A 17275-nucleotide genomic window follows, 5' to 3' on the forward strand; every position below is an offset into this window, starting at 1 on the left:
CACCGTTTCACGGACTCCCCGTCAGCCCCGTCCACGGACTCCGCGTCAGACCCCTCTGTGCTTCTCCTCATCGGACCGGTCCGCGGATCTCCGCGTCAGACCCCTCGGCGGATCTCCGCATCAGTGTCGCGAGGCGGACGGAACGGCTCCCTCACCGCTCTCCGGGCCTCCGCTCCCCGGTCGTACGGCATCGGCACAAGCGGTGGCACGGCGTCGGCACGACCGCTCAGGTGGTGCTCACCCGTACCTCCCCGCCCTCGGGGTCGACGCGGTCGTGCCAGCGGGCCGTGAGGGTGAGGGTGCGCTCCGGCAGGGCGGTGCCGAGGCCGAGCCGCTCGCGGTGCAGGAGGCGGCCGTCCTGGCGGACGTACAGGACGGGTCGGGGCAGGGGGGTGCCGGTGCGCAGGAAGTGAGGTGCGGGCGGGGCCGCCGGGGCACGGCGGTGCGGGACGACAGGGTGCGGGACGACACGGTTCGGGGCGATCCAGCGCAGCGGTGCGTCCACGACGACGGGCACCCCGGGGTCCGGCCAGGGCGCGCCCGCCAGGAAGTCCAGGACCGCGCCGGCCGTCCGGGCGCCCTCGCGGGCCGCCGTGCCGGCGGGCTCCACGGCGTGCAGGAGGTTGCCCGCGGCGAAGACACCGGGGCGCGAGGTGTGCCCGGTGCCGCCGACGGCGGGGCCGCGGGTGCCGGGGTCCAGGACGAGGCCGCCGCGCCGGGCCAGTTCGTGGTCGGGGACGAAGTCGCCGGTGAAGACCACGGTGTCACAGGGCAGTACGGCCGTACGGCCGTCCCGGTGACGGACGCGGACACCGGACAGCCGTCCGTGACCGAGGAGTTCGGTGACGGTGGTGCCGGTGAGCAGCGGCACGCGGTCGCGGAGCCGGGCGGCCCGGGCGCGGGCCCGGCCCGTCTGGGCGCGCGGGTGTTCCGTGACGAGGGCGACGACCTCGGCGCCGGCCGCGCGCAGGGTGCCGGCCGCCGCATAGGAGACGTCCGCGGCGCCGGCCACCACCGCGCGGGTGCCGATGTGCTGCCCGAAGAGGTGGACGGCCTGCTGGAGTTCGCCGGTGGTGTACACGCCGGCGGGCCGGGTGCCGGGGACCAGCCGGGCGGTGCGCGGGCGTTCGCGGGCGCCGGTGGCGAGCACGACCGCCCGTGCCGCGAGCGTCTCCGGGCCGCCGGGGCCGACGGCGGTGAGCACCGCGCCGGCCGGCGCCCAGTCCAGTGCCGTCACGCCGGTCCTCAAGCCGGCGCCGGCCCGCTCGGCGGCCTCCGTGAGCAGGCGGGCACAGCGGGGGCCGGTGAGCGGATGCGTCCAGGTGCCGAAGCCGCCGTGCGCGCAGTGCCGGGGCACGCCGCCGGGCTCTGCCTCGCGTTCCAGCACCTCCACGCGCCCGGCGCCGGCGGCGGCCAGTCGCGCCGCGGCGGCGAGCCCGGCGGGACCGGCGCCCACGACGAGGACGTCGACGTGCCGCGGGGCCGTGTCCGCGCCCGTCACACCCGGCCCCTCTCGAACAGCTCGCGCACCGCGGCGCCGCAGTAGAACCCCTGGCAGCGGCCGGCCCGGGCGCGGGTACGGCGGCGCAGCCCGTCCAGGCTGCGCGGCGGGATCGTGCCGGCGAGGGCGTCGCGGATCTCGCCGCGGGAGACGCGCTCGCAGTGGCAGACGAGGGTGCCGTACTCGGGGTCGGCGGCGATGAGGTCGGCCCGCTGGTAGGGGCGGGGGAAGGACTCGCCGAGGTTGGGCATGGTCACCGGCTCCGGCTCCGTCACCGGTCCGAGGTCGAGGCCGGTACCGGCCAGCAGGGCGGTGACATGGGCGGCGATGGCCAGGGACGCGGTCAGGCCGGTGGAGCGGATGCCGCCGACGGTGACGTACGCCTGTTCCGCGTGGGCGGTGATCCGGTAGTCCTCGTGCCCGGTGGCCGCGCGCAGCCCGGCGTAGACGGCGGTGACCTCCTCGTCGAGCAGGGCGGGCAGGATCCGCCGGCCCTGGTCGCGCAGCCCGGCCAGTCCGTCGGCGGTGGATCCGGTGGCCCGCTTGTCGTGCAGGTCCTCGGCGGTGGGGCCCAGCAGGACGTTGCCGTAGACGGTGGGGGCGACCAGGACACCCTTGCCGAGGGCGGTCGGCACGGGCAGCAGGATGTGCCGGACGAGGGAGCGGGCGAGCTTGTCGTGGACGAGGAGCTGGCCGCGGCGCGGGGTGACGGTGAAGTCCTCGTGGCCGAGGGCGCGGTCCAGGGTGTCGGCGTGCAGACCGGCCGCGTTGACGAGGTGGCGGGCGTGCAGGGTGCCCCGGCCGGTGATCAGCCGGTGCCCGTCGGACCGCTGCACGTCCCGCACGGCCGTGCCGAGGTGCAGGTCGACTCCGGCGCGGACCGCCTGGGTGGCGTAGGCCAGGGTCGTCGTCCAGGGGCAGATGATGCTCTCGCCGGGCACGTGCAGGGCACCGAGCGCGCCGGGGCCGAGGTGGGGCTCGCGGGCGTACAGCTCGTCGGGGCCGAGCAGCGCGGTGTCGTGGTACGCGTTGCGTTCGGCCTTTTCCGCCAGCCGGGGCAGGTCGGCGAGTTGCTCCTCGTCCCAGGCGACCAGCAGGGCGCCGACCCGTTCGACGGGGATGCCGGTCTCGGCGGCGTAGGCGCCGAGCCGCTCGTAGCCCTCGCGGACCAGCCGGGCCTCCAGGGTGCCGGGGGTCGCGTCGAATCCGGTGTGCAGGATGGCGGTGTTGGCCTTGGAGGTCCCCTGGCCGACGTCGTCCTGGGCCTCGACGAGGGCGACGCGCAGCCGGGGGTGGCGGGCGAGTTCGCGGGCGATGGCGCAGCCGACCACGCCGGCGCCGACGATCGCCACGTCGTACGGCGTCGACGGCAGCGGGCCGTCCGCGGTGACCGTCACGCGCCGAGCAGGGCCGCGACGGCGGTACGGAAGTCCGCGCGTCGTTCGGCGGCCCGGTCGGCCGGGATGCGGGGTTCGTACACGGCGGCGGGTTTCCAGTCGGGCAGGGCGCTCTCCACGTCGAGCGCGGGGTCCGCGCCGAGGCGGGCGAGGGCGGCGGCGCCGAGCGCGGTGGCGTCGGGCAGCGCGGACACCTCGACGGGGCGTTGCAGCAGGTCGGCCTGGGTCTGCATGAGGAGCGCGGAGCGGGTGAGGCCACCGTCGACGCGGAGCGTGTCCAGGGGCGCGCCCAGGTCGGCGGCGGCGGCCTCGGCGAGTTCGGCGACCTGGGCGGCCACGCCTTCGCACAGGGCGCGCACCAGGTGCCCGGCGGTGGTGTCGAGGCCGAGTCCGGTGAGGGAGCCGCGCACGTCGCCCCGCCACCAGGGGGCGGCGAGTCCGGCGAGGGCCGGTACGAAGGTGACTCCGCCGCTGTCGGGGACGGAGCCGCCGACCGGGTCGAGGTCGGCGGCGGAGGAGACGACGCCCAGGTCGGTGAGCCAGCGGACGGCGGAGGCTGCGGTGTACACCTGGCCGTCCAGGCAGTAGCTGGTATGTCCGGCGAGCCGCCAGGCGACGCAGCTGACCAGGCCGGAGCCGCCGCGCCGGGGGCGGTCGCCGGTGGGGGCGAGCAGGAAGGCGCCGGTGCCGTAGGTGCACTTGGCGGCGCCGGGTCCGGTGACGCGCTGGGCGAGCAGGGCGGCCTGCTGGTCGACGATCAGTCCCGTGAGCGGGATCTCGGGGCCGAACGCCGTGGTCGTGCCCGCCGGCCGGGCCGCGTCGGTGACCTCGGGCAGGCGCTCGTCGGACAGGCCGTAGAGATCGAGGGCGCGCGGGGACCACTCGGCGCGGTCCAGGTCCAGGAGCTGGGTGCGGCCGGCGGTGGCGGCGTCGGTGACGAAGGCGCCGGTGAGGCGGTGGACCAGCCAGGCGTCGGAGGTGGTGACGACGCCTTCGCGGGTGAGGTGGCGGCGGATCCAGGCCATCTTGGGCGCGGCGAAGTACGGATCGAGGGGCAGGCCGGTCAGCTGCCGCAACTCCTCGGCGTGGTCGGCGAGTCCGGCGCAGACGGTCTCGGCCCGCCGGTCCTGCCACACCAGGGCGTCGGTGAGCGGGCGGCCGGTGGCGGGGTCCCAGGCGAGGACCGTCTCGCCCTGGTTGGCGAGGCCGAGCGCGACGACGTCCTCGCCGGCCTCGGCGAGCGCGCGCCGGCCGGCGTCGACCACGGAGTCGTACAGCTCGGCCGGGTCCACCTCGACCAGTCCGCCGGCCGGATACCGGGGGCGCACCTCGGCGAATCCGGTGCCCAGGACGCCGCGTTCGGGGCAGACGACGAGCGCCTTGGTGCCGGACGTGCCCTGGTCGACGGCGAGCACCGGCCCCGTCATCGCGCGTCCTCCGCTCCGGACCTGAAGATCACCGCGCCAGCCTGCCGTCGCGCGGGGTCCGGCGTCAAGGTCTGCCCGCCGTCGGGCAACTGCCCGACAGGGTGGTTGACTTGGCAACAATGGTACGGCGCAACTCCCGCCTCTATAGTGACCGCCGACCACACGAGACATCTCCATCATCGCCCAGGGGAGGGCTGTTGCAACGTCACCCCGCCACCTCGCCCGTGCGCCAGTGGCCGGGAGCCGACGGCTGATGGCCAGAGACGTCGCCCGCCCCTCCTACGACCCCGCCGGCCCCGACCACGCGCTGCGCGCCGCGCTGCAGGACCTGCGGACCGGCCGGTGGATGGCCATGCGCACCCTGCTCGCGGAGACCGCCGAGTGGGGGCTGTGGACCCAGCGCACCCAGGTACTGGCCGCCGCAGCGGCCGGCACCGACGTGGTGCGTGCCTGGCTCGCCGAGGAGCCGGGCAGCACCCATGCGGCCGTGATGCACGCCCGGATCGGCGTGGAGCGGGCGCTGCGGGCCCGCCGGGAACAGCACCGTCGCACCCACGAGTTGTGGATCGAGGCGTGGGACGCCGCCCAGTCGGCCACCACGGCCGCCCCGCACGACCCGGTGCCCTGGGTGTGTCTGCTGGCACTGGCCCAGCTCGATCCGGAGCAGCGCTGGGAGGAGCACCGGGCCGGCGCGCCGGAGCCGATGCTGCCGCCCGGCCCCTGGGGGCTGCTGGCCGAGGCCGGCAAGCGCGATCCGTTCAACCGCGAGGCCCACCACCGGATGCTGCAGTTCCTCTACGTGCGCGGGGGTTCGGGCCGGCTCGCGGAGGCCGCCGGGTACGCGCAGTGGGCCGCCGGTCAGGCCCCGCCCGGTTCCGCGCTGCACCTGCTGCCGCTGTACGTGCGGGTCGAGCGGTACCGCCGGGACAGCGGGCACGACGCGGCGCTGGACCTGCACTGGGTGGCGGAGGAGGCGGCCCGGGAGGCGCGGCGCGCGCTGCACTCCTGGTTCGAGGCGACGCGGGCCGCCGAGCGCGCGCTGCCGGACCTCAACCACCTGGCCCACGCGCTGTGGGGCTCCCTCCAGTTCCCGGACGCCGCCCGGGTGTTCGAGGCGATCGGCCCGTACTTCACGCCCCCGCCCTGGATGTACCGCACCCCGGACCGGGACCGTGCCGTGGAGATCTTCGTGCAGGCCCGGGACCGCTGCCGGGCCGCGGCGGACGGCCCCCGCCCCTGAACCACCGGACACCGGCTCGGCGGGCCCCGCTCCCGCTCCTGAACGCTCCCGCGTACCGCTCCTGCACACGCACCACCCGTGAACGCTCCTCCGCACCACCCGTGAACGTCCCGTTCGACAACTGTTGATCTCCGGAGGTCTCCGCGTGTCCCCCACCCCCGATCCCTCGTCCGCGCCCTCCCCCGGGCTGCCGCAGCAGGACGAGGAGCAGCGTCTGCGCGAACTCGGCTACCGACCGGTGCTGGCCCGCCGCATGGGCGGCTTCGGCAACTTCGCGATCAGCTTCTCGGTGATCTCGATCCTGTCCGGCTGCATGACCCTGTACGGCTTCGGTCTGAACACCGGTGGTCCGGCCGTGATGCTGTGGGGCTGGGCGGGCGTCGGCCTGTTCGTGCTGTGCGTCGGGCTCGCGCTCGCCGAGGTCACCAGCGCCTACCCGACCTCCGGCGCCCTGTACTACATGGCCGACCGGCTCGGCGGCCGGCGCTGGGGCTGGTACACGGGCTGGCTGAACCTGCTGGGGCTGCTCGGGGCGATCGCCGGCATCGACTACGGCGCCGCCCTGTTCGCCGGCGCGTTCGCGAACCTCCAGTGGGGCTTCGAGCCGACGCCCGGCAAGACCATGCTGATCTTCTGCGTCATCCTGCTGCTGCACGCGGTGCTGAACCTGTTCGGCGTCCGCCTGGTGAGCCTGCTCAACTCGATCAGTGTGTGGTGGCATCTGGCGGGCGTCGCGCTGATCGTGGGCGCGCTGGCGATCGTCCCCGACCACCACCAGTCGCCGTCCTTCGTGTTCACGAAGTTCGTCAACGAGACCGGCTGGGACAACCCGCTGTACGTGGCCGCGATCGGTCTGCTCCTCGCGCAGTACACGTTCTCCGGCTACGACGCCTCCGCGCACCTGTCGGAGGAGACCTCGCACGCCTCGGTGGCCGCCTCCCGCGGTATCGTCCGCGCCATCTGGGTGTCCTGGCTGGCCGGTTTCGTGCTGCTGGCCGGTCTGACCTTCGCCATCCAGGACTACGACGCCACGCGCACCACGGACACCGGTGTGCCGCCCGCCCAGATCCTGCTCGACGGCCTCGGCACCGACGGCGCCAGCGCGCTGCTCCTCGTGGTCATCATCGCCCAGCTGTTCTGCGGCAACGCCGAGGTCGCCGCGGCCAGCCGGATGGTGTTCGCGTTCAGCCGGGACGGGGCGCTGCCCGGCTCGCACCTGTGGCGCAAGGTGAGCGGCCGCACCCAGACCCCGGTCGCCGCGGTCTGGCTGTCCGTGGTCGTCGCCTGCGTCCTCGCGCTGCCCTCGCTGTACTCGGCGACGGCGTACAACGCGGTGACCGCCATCAACGTCATCGGCATCACCCCGGCCTACGCCATCCCCGTGTTCCTGCGGCTGCGGGCGGGCGACCGCTTCGAGCCGGGCCCGTGGCATCTGGGGCGCTGGAGCAGGCCGATCGGCTGGATCGCGGTCGGCTGGGTGGCGTGTGTGACGGTCCTGTTCTGCCTGCCGCAGGCGTCTCCGGTCACGGTCGACACGATGAACTACGCCTCGGTCGCCCTCGCCGTGGTCCTGATCCTCGCCAGCGTCTGGTGGTACGTCGCCCGCCGGTCGTACGGCACGCCCACCACCGCCGCGTACGGCACCGACCGCGACCAGGCGGAACTCGCCGAGGGCATCGTCTGAGCCCCCTGTCCGCACAGCGCCGCTCCCGGTACGAACTGGTGCTCCGGATACGGCAGGATGAACGAGCGCGCCGGTCACCGGAGTTCCGGGGCCGGCGCGGTCGCACATCCCGGACATCGAGCAGGTGACAACGTGACGAGACTTCACAACCGGCCCTCCGCCGCGGCTTCGCGCCCCGGAGGTGACCGGTGAACCGCGCGCTGACCGTGGACGACCTCGTCCTCGCCGGTATCGCCCTGGCGGCCGGTCTGGTGCTCGCCTTCATGTCGCGCACCCTGCTGCGCTGGCTCGCGGGGCACGCCAAGCGGACCCGCTGGAGCGGTGACGACGTCATCGTGGACGCACTGCGCTCGGTGGTCCCGTGGGCGGCGATCGCGGGCGGCGCGTCGGCGGCAGCGGCCGTGCTGCCGCTCACCAGAAGCGTCCAGCACCATGTCAACCAGGTGCTGGAGGTCTGGCTGATCGTCGTGGTGACGTTCTCCGCGGCCCGGGTGATCGCCGGACTGGTCCGTTCGGTCACGCAGTCCCGCTCGGGCGTGGCGGGTTCGGCGACCATCTTCGTCAACATCACCCGTGTGCTGGTCCTGGCGATCGGCTTCCTGGTCGTCCTGCAGACCCTCGGCATCTCGATAGCGCCTCTGCTGACCGCCCTGGGCGTGGGCGGTCTGGCGGTCGCCCTGGCCCTGCAGGACACGCTCGCCAACCTCTTCGCGGGCATCCACATCCTCGCCTCCAAGACCGTCCAGCCGGGCGACTACATCCGGCTGAGCAGCGGCGAGGAGGGCTATGTCGTGGACATCAACTGGCGTCAGACGACGGTCCGCCAGCTCTCCAACAACCTGGTGGTCATCCCCAACGGCCAGCTCGCCAAGGCCAACATGACCAACTACACGCGCCCCGAGCAGGAGCTGACCGTCCTGGTGCAGGTGGGCGTGAGCTACGACTCCGACCTGGAGCACGTCGAGCGGGTGACCGCGGAGGTGGTCACGGAGGTCATGCGGGACGTCACGGGTGCCGTCTCCGACCACGAGCCCGCCATCCGGTTCCACACCTTCGGCGACTCCCGGATCGGTTTCACGGTGATCCTCGGGGTGGGCGAGTTCAGCGACCAGTACCGGATCAAGCACGAGTTCATCAAGCGCCTGCACCGCCGCTACCGCGCGGAGGGCATCCGCATCCCCGCCCCCACCCGTACCGTGGCTCTTCAGCAGGGGTCGCTGGTGATCCCGCAGCAGCGCAGCGGGGAGGGCGTCGTCACCGGCGACTCGGCCGTCGCCGACTAGGGCCCGGATCGGCGCGGGCCGCCGGGGGACGGCCCGCCCGACGGCGGTCACCGCGGCGGCGCCTGCGTCCCCGCCGGGAGAACTCCCGCCGTCTGCCGGGCGGAAGGCCGGGAGAACTCCCGCCGTTTGCGGGGCGGAAGGGGGAGAGCGATCGGCGATCTTGGGCATGCGTAGACGGAAAGATCTTCGTCGTCGCCGTCCAGGAGGTGGCCGCATGACCATACCCGTGCGCCGGGAGCTGCGGGGGGAGCGCGGCCGGCGCTTCGATCTGCGCACCACCGCGATGTTCTTCCTCCTGCTCGCGATCATCTGGTGCGTCCTGGCGTTCCTGGCGCGCACGGCGCTGGGGATCGTCGAACGCCGCCCGCTGTGGGCCGGTGTGCTGGCGATGCTCGGCCTGGCCGCCGCACTGCGCTGCCGGTCGAGGTGGCGCCGCTGGTCGGCCGGAAGGTCCGCGCGCCGGGCCGCGCGGGCGCTGGAGGAGGCGGCCGAGCAGGCGTCCGCCGGTCTCGGCACCCCGGCCGCGGACGGAACGGCCGCCCGCACCGCACGGCTCGGCGCGCCGGGCCGTCCGTCCGGCGAGGCCCTGCCGACGGGCCCCGGCTCCGGCTCCGGTGAGGACCTCCTCGCGCCGGAGTCGGCACGCCCCGCCCTCGTGCCGCCGGGACCGGGCGCGGAGGACACCCTGCCGCTGGGACCGAGCGGCGCCGAGGACACCGTGCTGCCGGAACCGAGCGACACGGAGGACACCCTGCCGACCGACGGCTGGGGCGGCTACGCCGAGCTGGACCCCGACGGTTTCGAGCAGGCCGTGGCGGAGCTGTGCGTCCGTGACGACTGCCGGGACGTGGAGGTGGTGGGCGGCGCCGGCGACCTGGGGGCGGACGTCGTCGCGGTCGCCCCGGACGGACGGCGCGTGGTGATCCAGTGCAAGCAGTACGGCGAGGCCAACAAGGTCGGCTCCCAGGACATGCAGCGCTTCGGGGGCACCTGCTTCACCATCCACGAGGCCGAGGTCGCCGCGGTCGTCACCACGAGCGACTTCACGGCGCCCGCTCTCGAGTACGCCCGTCAGTGCGGGATCGTCTGTGTGAACGGCGACGAACTGCGCGCCTGGCACCGGGGGACGGGGCCGAGCCCCTGGCAGCGGACGGACACCGAACCCTGCCCGGCGGAGGCCCCGTCCTGATCACGCGCCGTCCGTCCGAGGCGCCGTCGCGGCGGGGCAGTCGGCGAGGGCAGCGGCCAGGAGGGCAGCGATGTGGTCGGCCTCGGGGACCAGGGTGGCGGTGATCTCGTCGTCGGTGCGGCCGGCCAGGGTCAGTTCCTGGATCCGCCGGAAGAGCAGGCGGTCCGCGCCGGCGATCAGGGCGGCGGCGGCACGGGGCGCGACGGTCCGGGCGGAGTCGGGGGCGGCGGCCGCCAGGGCCGCGGCGAGTTCGTCCTCGCGCCGGTCGTGCAGTTCACGCAGTCGGGCGGTGAGCGTGGGGCTGTCGGCGACCATACGGGCGAACGCGGTGCCGGTGAAGCCGATGACCGGACTGTGCTCCAGCAGGGCCAGCCGGCAGGCACGCGTCAGTGCGGCGAGGGGCGTCTCGCCGGTCTCGCGGTCGGCGACCGTCCGGGCGAGGCCCCGGGTGAACGCCTCGTGGTGGTCCAGAGCCAGGTCTTCCTTGCGCGGGAAGTAGTTGGTGACGGTCTTCTTGGCGACGCGGGCGGCGGCGGCGATCTCGGCGATGGTGGTCCGCTCGAAGCCCTGCTCGATGAAGAGGGCCGTGGCGCGGTCGGAGATCAGCTGCCTGGTCTCCCGCTTCTTGGACTCGCGGAGCCCCGGTTCAGTGGTCACCCGAAAATCTTATACCGAACGTAAATTTCACCTTGACCGCGATCTCTGCCTAACCTAAAGTTACGTCGGTTATAAAATTAGCCTCATGGAATGCCGTCGGGAGCCCGCTTGAACGTCACCGCCACCACCCTGTCCCTCACCGTCGCCGACGTGGACGCCTCCCGTGACTTCCTCTGCACCCATCTCGGCTACCGGCAGGCCATGGCCGCCGACGGATTCGCGTCCCTGACCCGCGACGACGCGGCCTCGGACATCGTGCTGCTGCGCCGGGGCACGGAGGTGCTCCCGCCCGAGCAGCGCGACCGCCAGGCCACCGGCCTGATCCTCGCCCTCACGGTCACCGGCATCGAGGCCGAGGAGCGGCGCCTGCGGGAAGCCGGCGCGCCCATCACCATGCCCCTGCGCGAGGAACCCTGGGGCGAGCGGCTGTTCCAGCTGACCGACCCGAACGGTGTCGTCGTCCAGCTCGTCGAGTGGGCCGCCACCGACCACTCGCCCACGGACTAGGCTCGAAGGAGTATGACCACCTCCCCCGCCGGCCCGCCCGAGCAGCCGTCCACCGACCCGCGCACGCTCGACCGACGGCTCGACGCCCTCGCGCGGCAGCCGTTCCGGGCGAAGTTCCACCTGCGCGGGCGGGACCGGGCGACCGCCGGGCTGAAGGGTCCGGCGACGATCCGGTGGCACGCGTACGACCTGATCGCCAAGCGGCTGCTGCCGGCCCGGCCGCACAAGGACGGCAGACAGACCCCGTACCGCGGTCACCCGGTGTTCGTGGCCCAGCACGCGACCGCCACCTGCTGCCGGGGCTGTCTGCGGCGCTGGCACGGGATCCCCGAGGGGCGCGAGCTGACCCGCGCCGAACACGTGTACGTGGTGGACGTCATCTGCCGCTGGATCGCGCGCGAGATGACGGACGGCACGTTTTCCGGCCAGGACCCCTGTCGAGCCGACCCCCATCACGAGATATCTTGATGTCGAGCAATGTTGCAGACGTGGAGCGGAGCACCCGGTGACTGACTCGACCATCATCTACACCTACACAGACGAGGCCCCGGCCCTGGCCACGCACTCGTTCCTGCCGGTGATCCAGGCGTACGCCTCGCAGGCCGGTGTGTCCGTGGAGACCCGTGACATCTCGCTGGCCGGGCGCATCATCGCCGTCTTCCCGGAGTACCTGAGCGAGGACCAGCGCATCCCCGACGCGCTGACCGAGCTGGGCGAGCTGGCCAAGACCCCCGCGGCCAACATCATCAAGCTGCCGAACATCTCGGCGTCCATCCCGCAGCTCAAGGCCGCCGTGGCCGAGCTGCAGGGCAAGGGCTACGCGCTGCCGGACTACCCGGACGACCCGAAGACCGACGAGGAGCGCGAGATCCGCGCCCGCTACGACAAGATCAAGGGTTCCGCCGTGAACCCGGTGCTGCGCGAGGGCAACTCCGACCGCCGTGCCCCGGCCTCGGTGAAGAACTACGCCAAGACCCACCCCCACCGCATGGGCGCCTGGACCTCCGAGTCCAAGACCGACGTGGCCACGATGGGCGAGAACGACTTCCGCTCCACCGAGAAGTCCGTCATCATCGCCGAGGACGGCGCGCTGAAGATCGAGCTGGTCGGCGAGGACGGCACCACCACCGTTCTCAAGGAGTCCGTGCCGGTCCTGAAGGACGAGGTCGTGGACGCGTCCGTCCTGCGCGTCGCCGAGCTGAACACCTTCCTCGCCGCGCAGGTCGCCCGCGCCAAGGCGGAGGGCGTCCTGTTCTCCGTGCACCTGAAGGCCACGATGATGAAGGTCTCCGACCCGATCATCTTCGGTCACGTGGTGCGCGCCTTCTTCCCGAAGACGTTCGCGAAGTACGGCGAGACCCTCAAGACGGCCGGCCTCACCCCGAACGACGGCCTCGGCGGCATCCTCAAGGGCCTGGAGAACCTGCCCGAGGGCGCGGAGATCAAGGCCTCCTTCGACGCCGAGATCGCCGAGGGCCCGGCCCTCGCCATGGTCGACTCCGACAAGGGCATCACCAACCTGCACGTGCCCTCGGACGTCATCATCGACGCCTCCATGCCGGCGATGATCCGCACCTCCGGCCACATGTGGGGCCCGGACGGCCAGGAGGCCGACGCCCTCGCCGTCATCCCGGACTCCTCCTACGCCGGTGTCTACCAGGCCGTCATCGACGACTGCCGGGCCAACGGCGCCTACGACCCGTCCACCATGGGCTCGGTCCCGAACGTCGGCCTGATGGCGCAGAAGGCCGAGGAGTACGGCTCCCACGACAAGACCTTCGAGATCCCGGCCGCCGGCACCGTCCGCCTGGTCGACCAGGCCGGCAACGTCCTGATCGAGCAGCCGGTCGCGCAGGGCGACATCTTCCGCGCCTGCCAGACCAAGGACGCGCCGATCCGCGACTGGGTCAAGCTGGCCGTCACCCGCGCCCGCGCCACCGGCGACCCGGCCGTGTTCTGGCTGGACGAGGGCCGCGCCCACGACGCCAACCTGATCGCCAAGGTCCGGCAGTACCTGCCGGAGCACGACACCGAGGGCCTGGACATCAAGGTCCTGTCCCCGGTCGAGGCCACCAAGCTGTCGGTGGAGCGCATCCGCCGCGGCGAGAACACCATCTCCGTCACCGGCAACGTCCTGCGTGACTACCTGACCGACCTCTTCCCCATCCTGGAGCTGGGCACCAGCGCCAAGATGCTGTCGGTCGTCCCGCTGATGGCGGGCGGCGGCCTGTTCGAGACGGGCGCCGGCGGTTCCGCGCCCAAGCACGTCCAGCAGCTGGTCAAGGAGGACTACCTGCGCTGGGACTCGCTCGGCGAGTTCTTCGCCCTGGTGCCGTCCTTCGAGCAGTACGCGGCGGCCACCGGCAACACCCGCGCCAAGGTCCTCGCCGACACCCTGGACCGCGCCACGGCGACCTTCCTCAACGAGGACAAGTCCCCGACCCGTCGCGTCGGCGGCATCGACAACCGCGGCAGCCACTTCTTCCTCTCCCTGTACTGGGCGCAGGAGCTGGCCCGGCAGACCGACGACGCCGACCTGGCGAAGGCGTTCGCGCCGCTCGCCGAGACGCTCGCCGCGAACGAGCAGAAGATCGTGGACGAGCTGATCGCCGTCCAGGGCAAGCCGGCCGACATCGGCGGCTACTACCAGGTCGACACCGCCAAGGCGGACGCGGTCATGCGCCCGTCGGCCACCTGGAACGAGATCCTGGCGTCCCTGAGCTGACACCCGCGGTCCAGGCCCCCGCGGCCTGACGGTCCCTGACGGCTCCGCCCCGGTCGGCACTGCCCGGCCGGGGCGGAGCCGTACCCGGATCATTGCGGCGACATGTCGTATGTGACGTCCTCATGTCACCTTTCGTGCGGGCCTGTTGGCGGTGTCCGCCGCGTGCTTACCTCGTCGCACGTCAGCGCCCTCCCCCGCACGAGGAGCACCATGAGCACGCAGCCCGACACCGCCGACACCGCCGCCTGGTCCTTCGAGACGAAGCAGATCCACGCCGGGGCCGCCCCCGACCCCACGACCGGCGCCCGGGCCACGCCGGTCTACCAGACGACGTCGTTCGTCTTCCGGGACACCCGGCACGCTGCCGACCTGTTCTCGCTCGCCGAGCCCGGCAACATCTACACCCGCATCCACAACCCCACGACCGACGTGTTCGAGCAGCGCATCGCCGCGCTGGAAGGGGGTGTCGGGGCGGTCGCGGTGGCCTCCGGGCAGGCCGCGGAGACACTGGCGATCCTGACGCTGGCCGGGGCCGGCGACCACATCGTCTCCAGCACCTCCCTGTACGGCGGGACGTACAACCTGTTCCGGCACACGCTGCCCAGGCTGGGCATCGAGGTGTCCTTCGTGGACGACCCGGACGACGCGGCGGCCTGGCGGGCGGCGATCCGGCCGAACACCAAGGCGCTGTTCGCCGAGTCGCTCGGCAACCCCCGGGGCGACGTCCTCGACGTGCGGGCGGTGGCCGACGTGGCGCACGCGGCCGGAGTGCCGCTGATCGTGGACAACACCGTCCCGACGCCGTACCTGCTGCGGCCGATCGAGCACGGCGCGGACATCGTGGTGCACTCGGCGACCAAGTTCCTCGGCGGGCACGGCACCGCGATCGCCGGTGTCGTGGTGGACGGCGGCACCTTCGACTTCGGCGCGCACGCCGACCGCTTCCCCGACTTCACCGAGCCGGACCCCAGCTATCACGGACTGCGGTACTGGCCGGCGCTGGGCCCCGGCGCGTTCGGGGTGAAGCTGCGGGTGCAGCTGCTGCGCGACCTCGGCCCGGCGCTCGCGCCGCACTCGGCGTTCCTGCTGCTGCAGGGCGTGGAGACGCTGAGCCTGCGGCTGGAGCGGCACTCCGCGAACGCGCAGGCGCTCGCGGAGTGGCTGGAGCGGCGCGACGAGGTCGCCGCCGTCCACTACCCCGGCCTCGCCTCCAGCCCCTGGTACGAGGCGGGACAGCGGTACCTGCCGCGCGGTGCCGGTGCGATCGTCTCCTTCGAGCTGCGCGGCGGCGTGGAGGCGGGGAAGCGGTTCGTGGACGCCGTCGAACTGTTCAGCCATCTCGCCAACATCGGTGACGTACGCAGCCTGATCATCCATCCGGCGTCCACCACGCACAGCCAGCTCACCGAGGAGCAGGCCGCGGCGACCGGCACCACGCCGGGCCTGGTGCGGCTGTCGGTCGGCATCGAGAACCTGGCCGACCTCAAGGCGGACCTGGAGGCCGGATTCCGCGCGGCCAAAGGCGCGTAGGTGAGCGCGGCCGCCGGGGAACCACCGGTCAGCGGTGCCTGGCGGGAGGGGGACCCGCCGGGGCGGCGGCGGTGGTACGTCGCCGAGAAGCCGCTGCCCCTGGAGACGGGCGGTGAACTGCCCGGGGTGCGCCTGGCGTTCGAGTCCTGGGGACGGCTCGCGCCGGACGCCTCGAACGCCGTGCTGGTGCTGCACGCGCTCACCGGGGACAGCCACGCGGCCGGACCCGCCGGGCCCGGCCATCCGGCCCCCGGCTGGTGGGACGGCCTGATCGGTCCGGGCCGGGCGCTGGACACGGACCGCTGGTTCGTCGTCGCGCCGAACGTCCTCGGCGGCTGCCAGGGCAGCACCGGGCCGTCCTCCGCCCGGGTGGCCGGTGGACGGCCCTGGGGCGGTGCCTTCCCCTTCCTCACCCAGCGCGACCAGGTCACGGCGGAGGCCGGGCTCGCGGACGCGCTCGGGATCGAACGGTGGGCGCTGGTCGCCGGCGGCTCGATGGGCGGGATGCGGGCCGTGGAGTGGGCGGTGTCGCAGCCGCAGCGGACCGGTGCGCTGCTGCTGCTCGCGACGGCCGCGGCGGCGAGCGCGGAGCAGATCGCCTGGGCCACCATCCAGCTGCACGCCATCCGCAGTGATCCGCACTGGCAGGGCGGCGACTACCACGGCACCGGCCGCGGACCGCACACCGGTCTCGGCCTGGCCCGCCGCCTGGCACACGTGACCTACCGGAGCGAGCCGGAACTGCGGACCCGGTTCGGCCGGTCCGTCCAGGGCACCGAGGAGCCGTGGCGCGGTGGCCGCTACCAGGTGGAGTCCTATCTCGACCATCACGCCGCGAAGCTGGTGCGCCGGTTCGACGCGGGCAGCTACGTCGTGCTGACCGAGGCGATGAACGCCCACGACGTCGGCCGTGACCGGGGCGGCATCCGTGGCGCGCTGGCCCGGGTCGGCGCACCCACTGTGGTGGCCGGCGTCGACTCCGACCGTCTCTACCCGCTCGCCCAGCAGGCCGAACTGGCCGCGCACATCCCGGGCGCCGACCGGCTGCGCGTGGTGGAGTCGCCGTACGGGCACGACGGGTTCCTGATCGAGACGGAGCAGGTGGGTGCGCTGGTACGGGAGTTGCTCGGCTGACACTCCGGCATCACCGATGCCGCGGGGCGGCCGGTTCCCCTGTCCACCACCTCGCCGGGGAAGCAGCCGCTCCGTACAGCGCTTCCGGGAACGCGTGCCCGGCCGCCCCTGCGCCGGGCGATCGGCATGCCCCGCCCGCCCCTCCTCCGCTGTCGATGTGACACCTTGACCGTGCACCATGCCACTGACCACGCCTTCCGGAGCAGCCCGTGACCGAGCCCGCCGCCTCTTTCGAGCTTCTTCCCGGTGACCCCGAGTCGCCGGTGCTGTTGCACGTGCCGCACTCCTCGCGGGCCGTACCGCAGGACGTGCGCGCCGGCATCGTGCTGGGCGACGCGGAGCTGGAGCGGGAACTGGACCACATCACGGACGCGCACACCGCCGAGATCGCCGAACGGGCCGCCCTGCTCGCCGGGGTGACGCCCTGGCGGTTCGTGAACCGGCTGTCGCGGCTGGTCGTGGACCCCGAGCGGTTCCCGGACGAGCGGGAGGAGATGCTCGCGGCGGGCATGGGCGCCGTGTACACGCGGACCACGCACCGGGGCGAGCTGCGGCCCGCGGACACCGACCCGGAGCCGCTGCTCGCCCGTTACTTCCGGCCCTACGCCGCGGCCATGGCGGAGGCGGTGGCCGGACGGCTGGCCGCGACCGGGCGCGCCGTCGTCGTCGACGTGCACTCGTATCCGTCCCGGCCGCTCCCCTACGAGCTGCACGGGACCGGGCCGCGCCCGCCGGTGTGCCTGGGCACGGACGCCTTCCACACCGCGCCGGAGCTGACGAAGGCCGCCCGCGAGGCGTTCGCGGGGTGCGGGGAGACGGGGCTGGACAGCCCGTTCGCCGGGACGTACGTGCCGCTGGAGTTCTACGGCACGGACGCCCGGGTCGGCGCGCTGATGGTGGAGATCCGGCGGGACACCTACATGACCGAGCCGGGCGGTCCCGCCGGGCCGGGGCTGGAGCGGCTCGCCGCCGCGCTGGCCGCGCTCGTGGACGCCGTGTAG

General features: G+C 73.5%; 14 protein-coding genes. 10 read left to right on the plus strand and 4 right to left on the minus strand.

What is annotated here, in order from left to right; all coding sequences use genetic code 11:
* Positions 1–226: 226 nt before the first annotated feature.
* From ACZ7KF_RS07615 to ACZ7KF_RS07625, 3 genes are read right to left on the minus strand one after another with little or no spacing between them, the layout of a single operon-like run.
* Positions 227–1501, minus strand: coding sequence for an NAD(P)/FAD-dependent oxidoreductase (locus tag ACZ7KF_RS07615; protein ID WP_471070075.1), 1275 nt, complete (start codon positions 1499–1501; stop codon positions 227–229).
* Positions 1498–2898, minus strand: coding sequence for an FAD-dependent oxidoreductase (locus ACZ7KF_RS07620; protein WP_471070076.1), 1401 nt, complete (start codon positions 2896–2898; stop codon positions 1498–1500). Before ACZ7KF_RS07620 ends, ACZ7KF_RS07615 begins: the two co-directional genes overlap by 4 nt.
* Positions 2895–4325, minus strand: a complete 1431-nt coding sequence (locus tag ACZ7KF_RS07625) for an FGGY family carbohydrate kinase (RefSeq protein WP_471070078.1) — start codon at positions 4323–4325, stop codon at positions 2895–2897. Before ACZ7KF_RS07625 ends, ACZ7KF_RS07620 begins: the two co-directional genes overlap by 4 nt.
* Before the next feature lie 253 nt (positions 4326–4578).
* On the opposite strand from ACZ7KF_RS07625, the gene ACZ7KF_RS07630 reads away from it, so the two are divergent.
* The 4 genes from ACZ7KF_RS07630 to ACZ7KF_RS07645 all read left to right on the plus strand — a co-directional run bounded on the left by ACZ7KF_RS07630 (position 4579) and on the right by ACZ7KF_RS07645 (position 9721).
* Positions 4579–5565: a hypothetical protein gene (locus tag ACZ7KF_RS07630; protein ID WP_471070079.1), complete on the plus strand. Its 987-nt coding sequence runs from the start codon at positions 4579–4581 to the stop codon at positions 5563–5565.
* 145 nt (positions 5566–5710) lie between these two features.
* A complete protein-coding gene (locus tag ACZ7KF_RS07635) occupies positions 5711–7249 on the plus strand; it encodes an amino acid permease (protein ID WP_471070081.1) in 1539 nt (512 codons plus the stop codon).
* Between the two features lie 188 nt (positions 7250–7437).
* Positions 7438–8532, plus strand: coding sequence for a mechanosensitive ion channel family protein (locus ACZ7KF_RS07640; RefSeq protein ID WP_471070083.1), 1095 nt, complete (start codon positions 7438–7440; stop codon positions 8530–8532).
* 214 nt (positions 8533–8746) lie between these two features.
* A complete protein-coding gene (locus ACZ7KF_RS07645; RefSeq protein WP_471070085.1) occupies positions 8747–9721 on the plus strand; it encodes a restriction endonuclease in 975 nt (324 codons plus the stop codon).
* On the opposite strand, the gene ACZ7KF_RS07650 is transcribed toward ACZ7KF_RS07645, so the two are convergent.
* Complete coding sequence (locus ACZ7KF_RS07650) at positions 9722–10378, minus strand: TetR/AcrR family transcriptional regulator (RefSeq protein ID WP_471070087.1); 657 nt, start codon at positions 10376–10378, stop codon at positions 9722–9724.
* A 90-nt stretch (positions 10379–10468) separates the two neighbouring features.
* Here ACZ7KF_RS07650 and ACZ7KF_RS07655 point away from each other — a divergent pair, with 90 nt between their 5' ends.
* The 6 genes from ACZ7KF_RS07655 to ACZ7KF_RS07680 all read left to right on the plus strand — a co-directional run bounded on the left by ACZ7KF_RS07655 (position 10469) and on the right by ACZ7KF_RS07680 (position 17275).
* Complete coding sequence (locus ACZ7KF_RS07655) at positions 10469–10885, plus strand: VOC family protein (protein WP_471070089.1); 417 nt, start codon at positions 10469–10471, stop codon at positions 10883–10885.
* Between the two features lie 12 nt (positions 10886–10897).
* Positions 10898–11353, plus strand: coding sequence for a DUF4186 domain-containing protein (locus tag ACZ7KF_RS07660; protein WP_471070091.1), 456 nt, complete (start codon positions 10898–10900; stop codon positions 11351–11353).
* A 37-nt stretch (positions 11354–11390) separates the two neighbouring features.
* Positions 11391–13610 (plus strand): NADP-dependent isocitrate dehydrogenase, encoded by a 2220-nt coding sequence (locus ACZ7KF_RS07665; RefSeq protein WP_471070093.1) that lies wholly within the window; start codon positions 11391–11393, stop codon positions 13608–13610.
* A 210-nt stretch (positions 13611–13820) separates the two neighbouring features.
* A complete protein-coding gene (locus ACZ7KF_RS07670; RefSeq protein WP_471070095.1) occupies positions 13821–15140 on the plus strand; it encodes a bifunctional o-acetylhomoserine/o-acetylserine sulfhydrylase in 1320 nt (439 codons plus the stop codon).
* Positions 15141–16274 carry a homoserine O-acetyltransferase MetX gene (gene metX / locus ACZ7KF_RS07675; RefSeq protein ID WP_471070097.1) on the plus strand — a complete coding sequence of 378 codons (1134 nt, stop codon included), beginning with the start codon at positions 15141–15143 and terminating at the stop codon, positions 16272–16274.
* A gap of 209 nt (positions 16275–16483) precedes the next feature.
* On the plus strand, positions 16484–17275 hold the full coding sequence (locus tag ACZ7KF_RS07680; RefSeq protein WP_471070099.1) for an N-formylglutamate amidohydrolase: 792 nt from the start codon (positions 16484–16486) through the stop codon (positions 17273–17275).

This window comes from Streptomyces sp. NPDC038200, assembly GCF_055600785.1.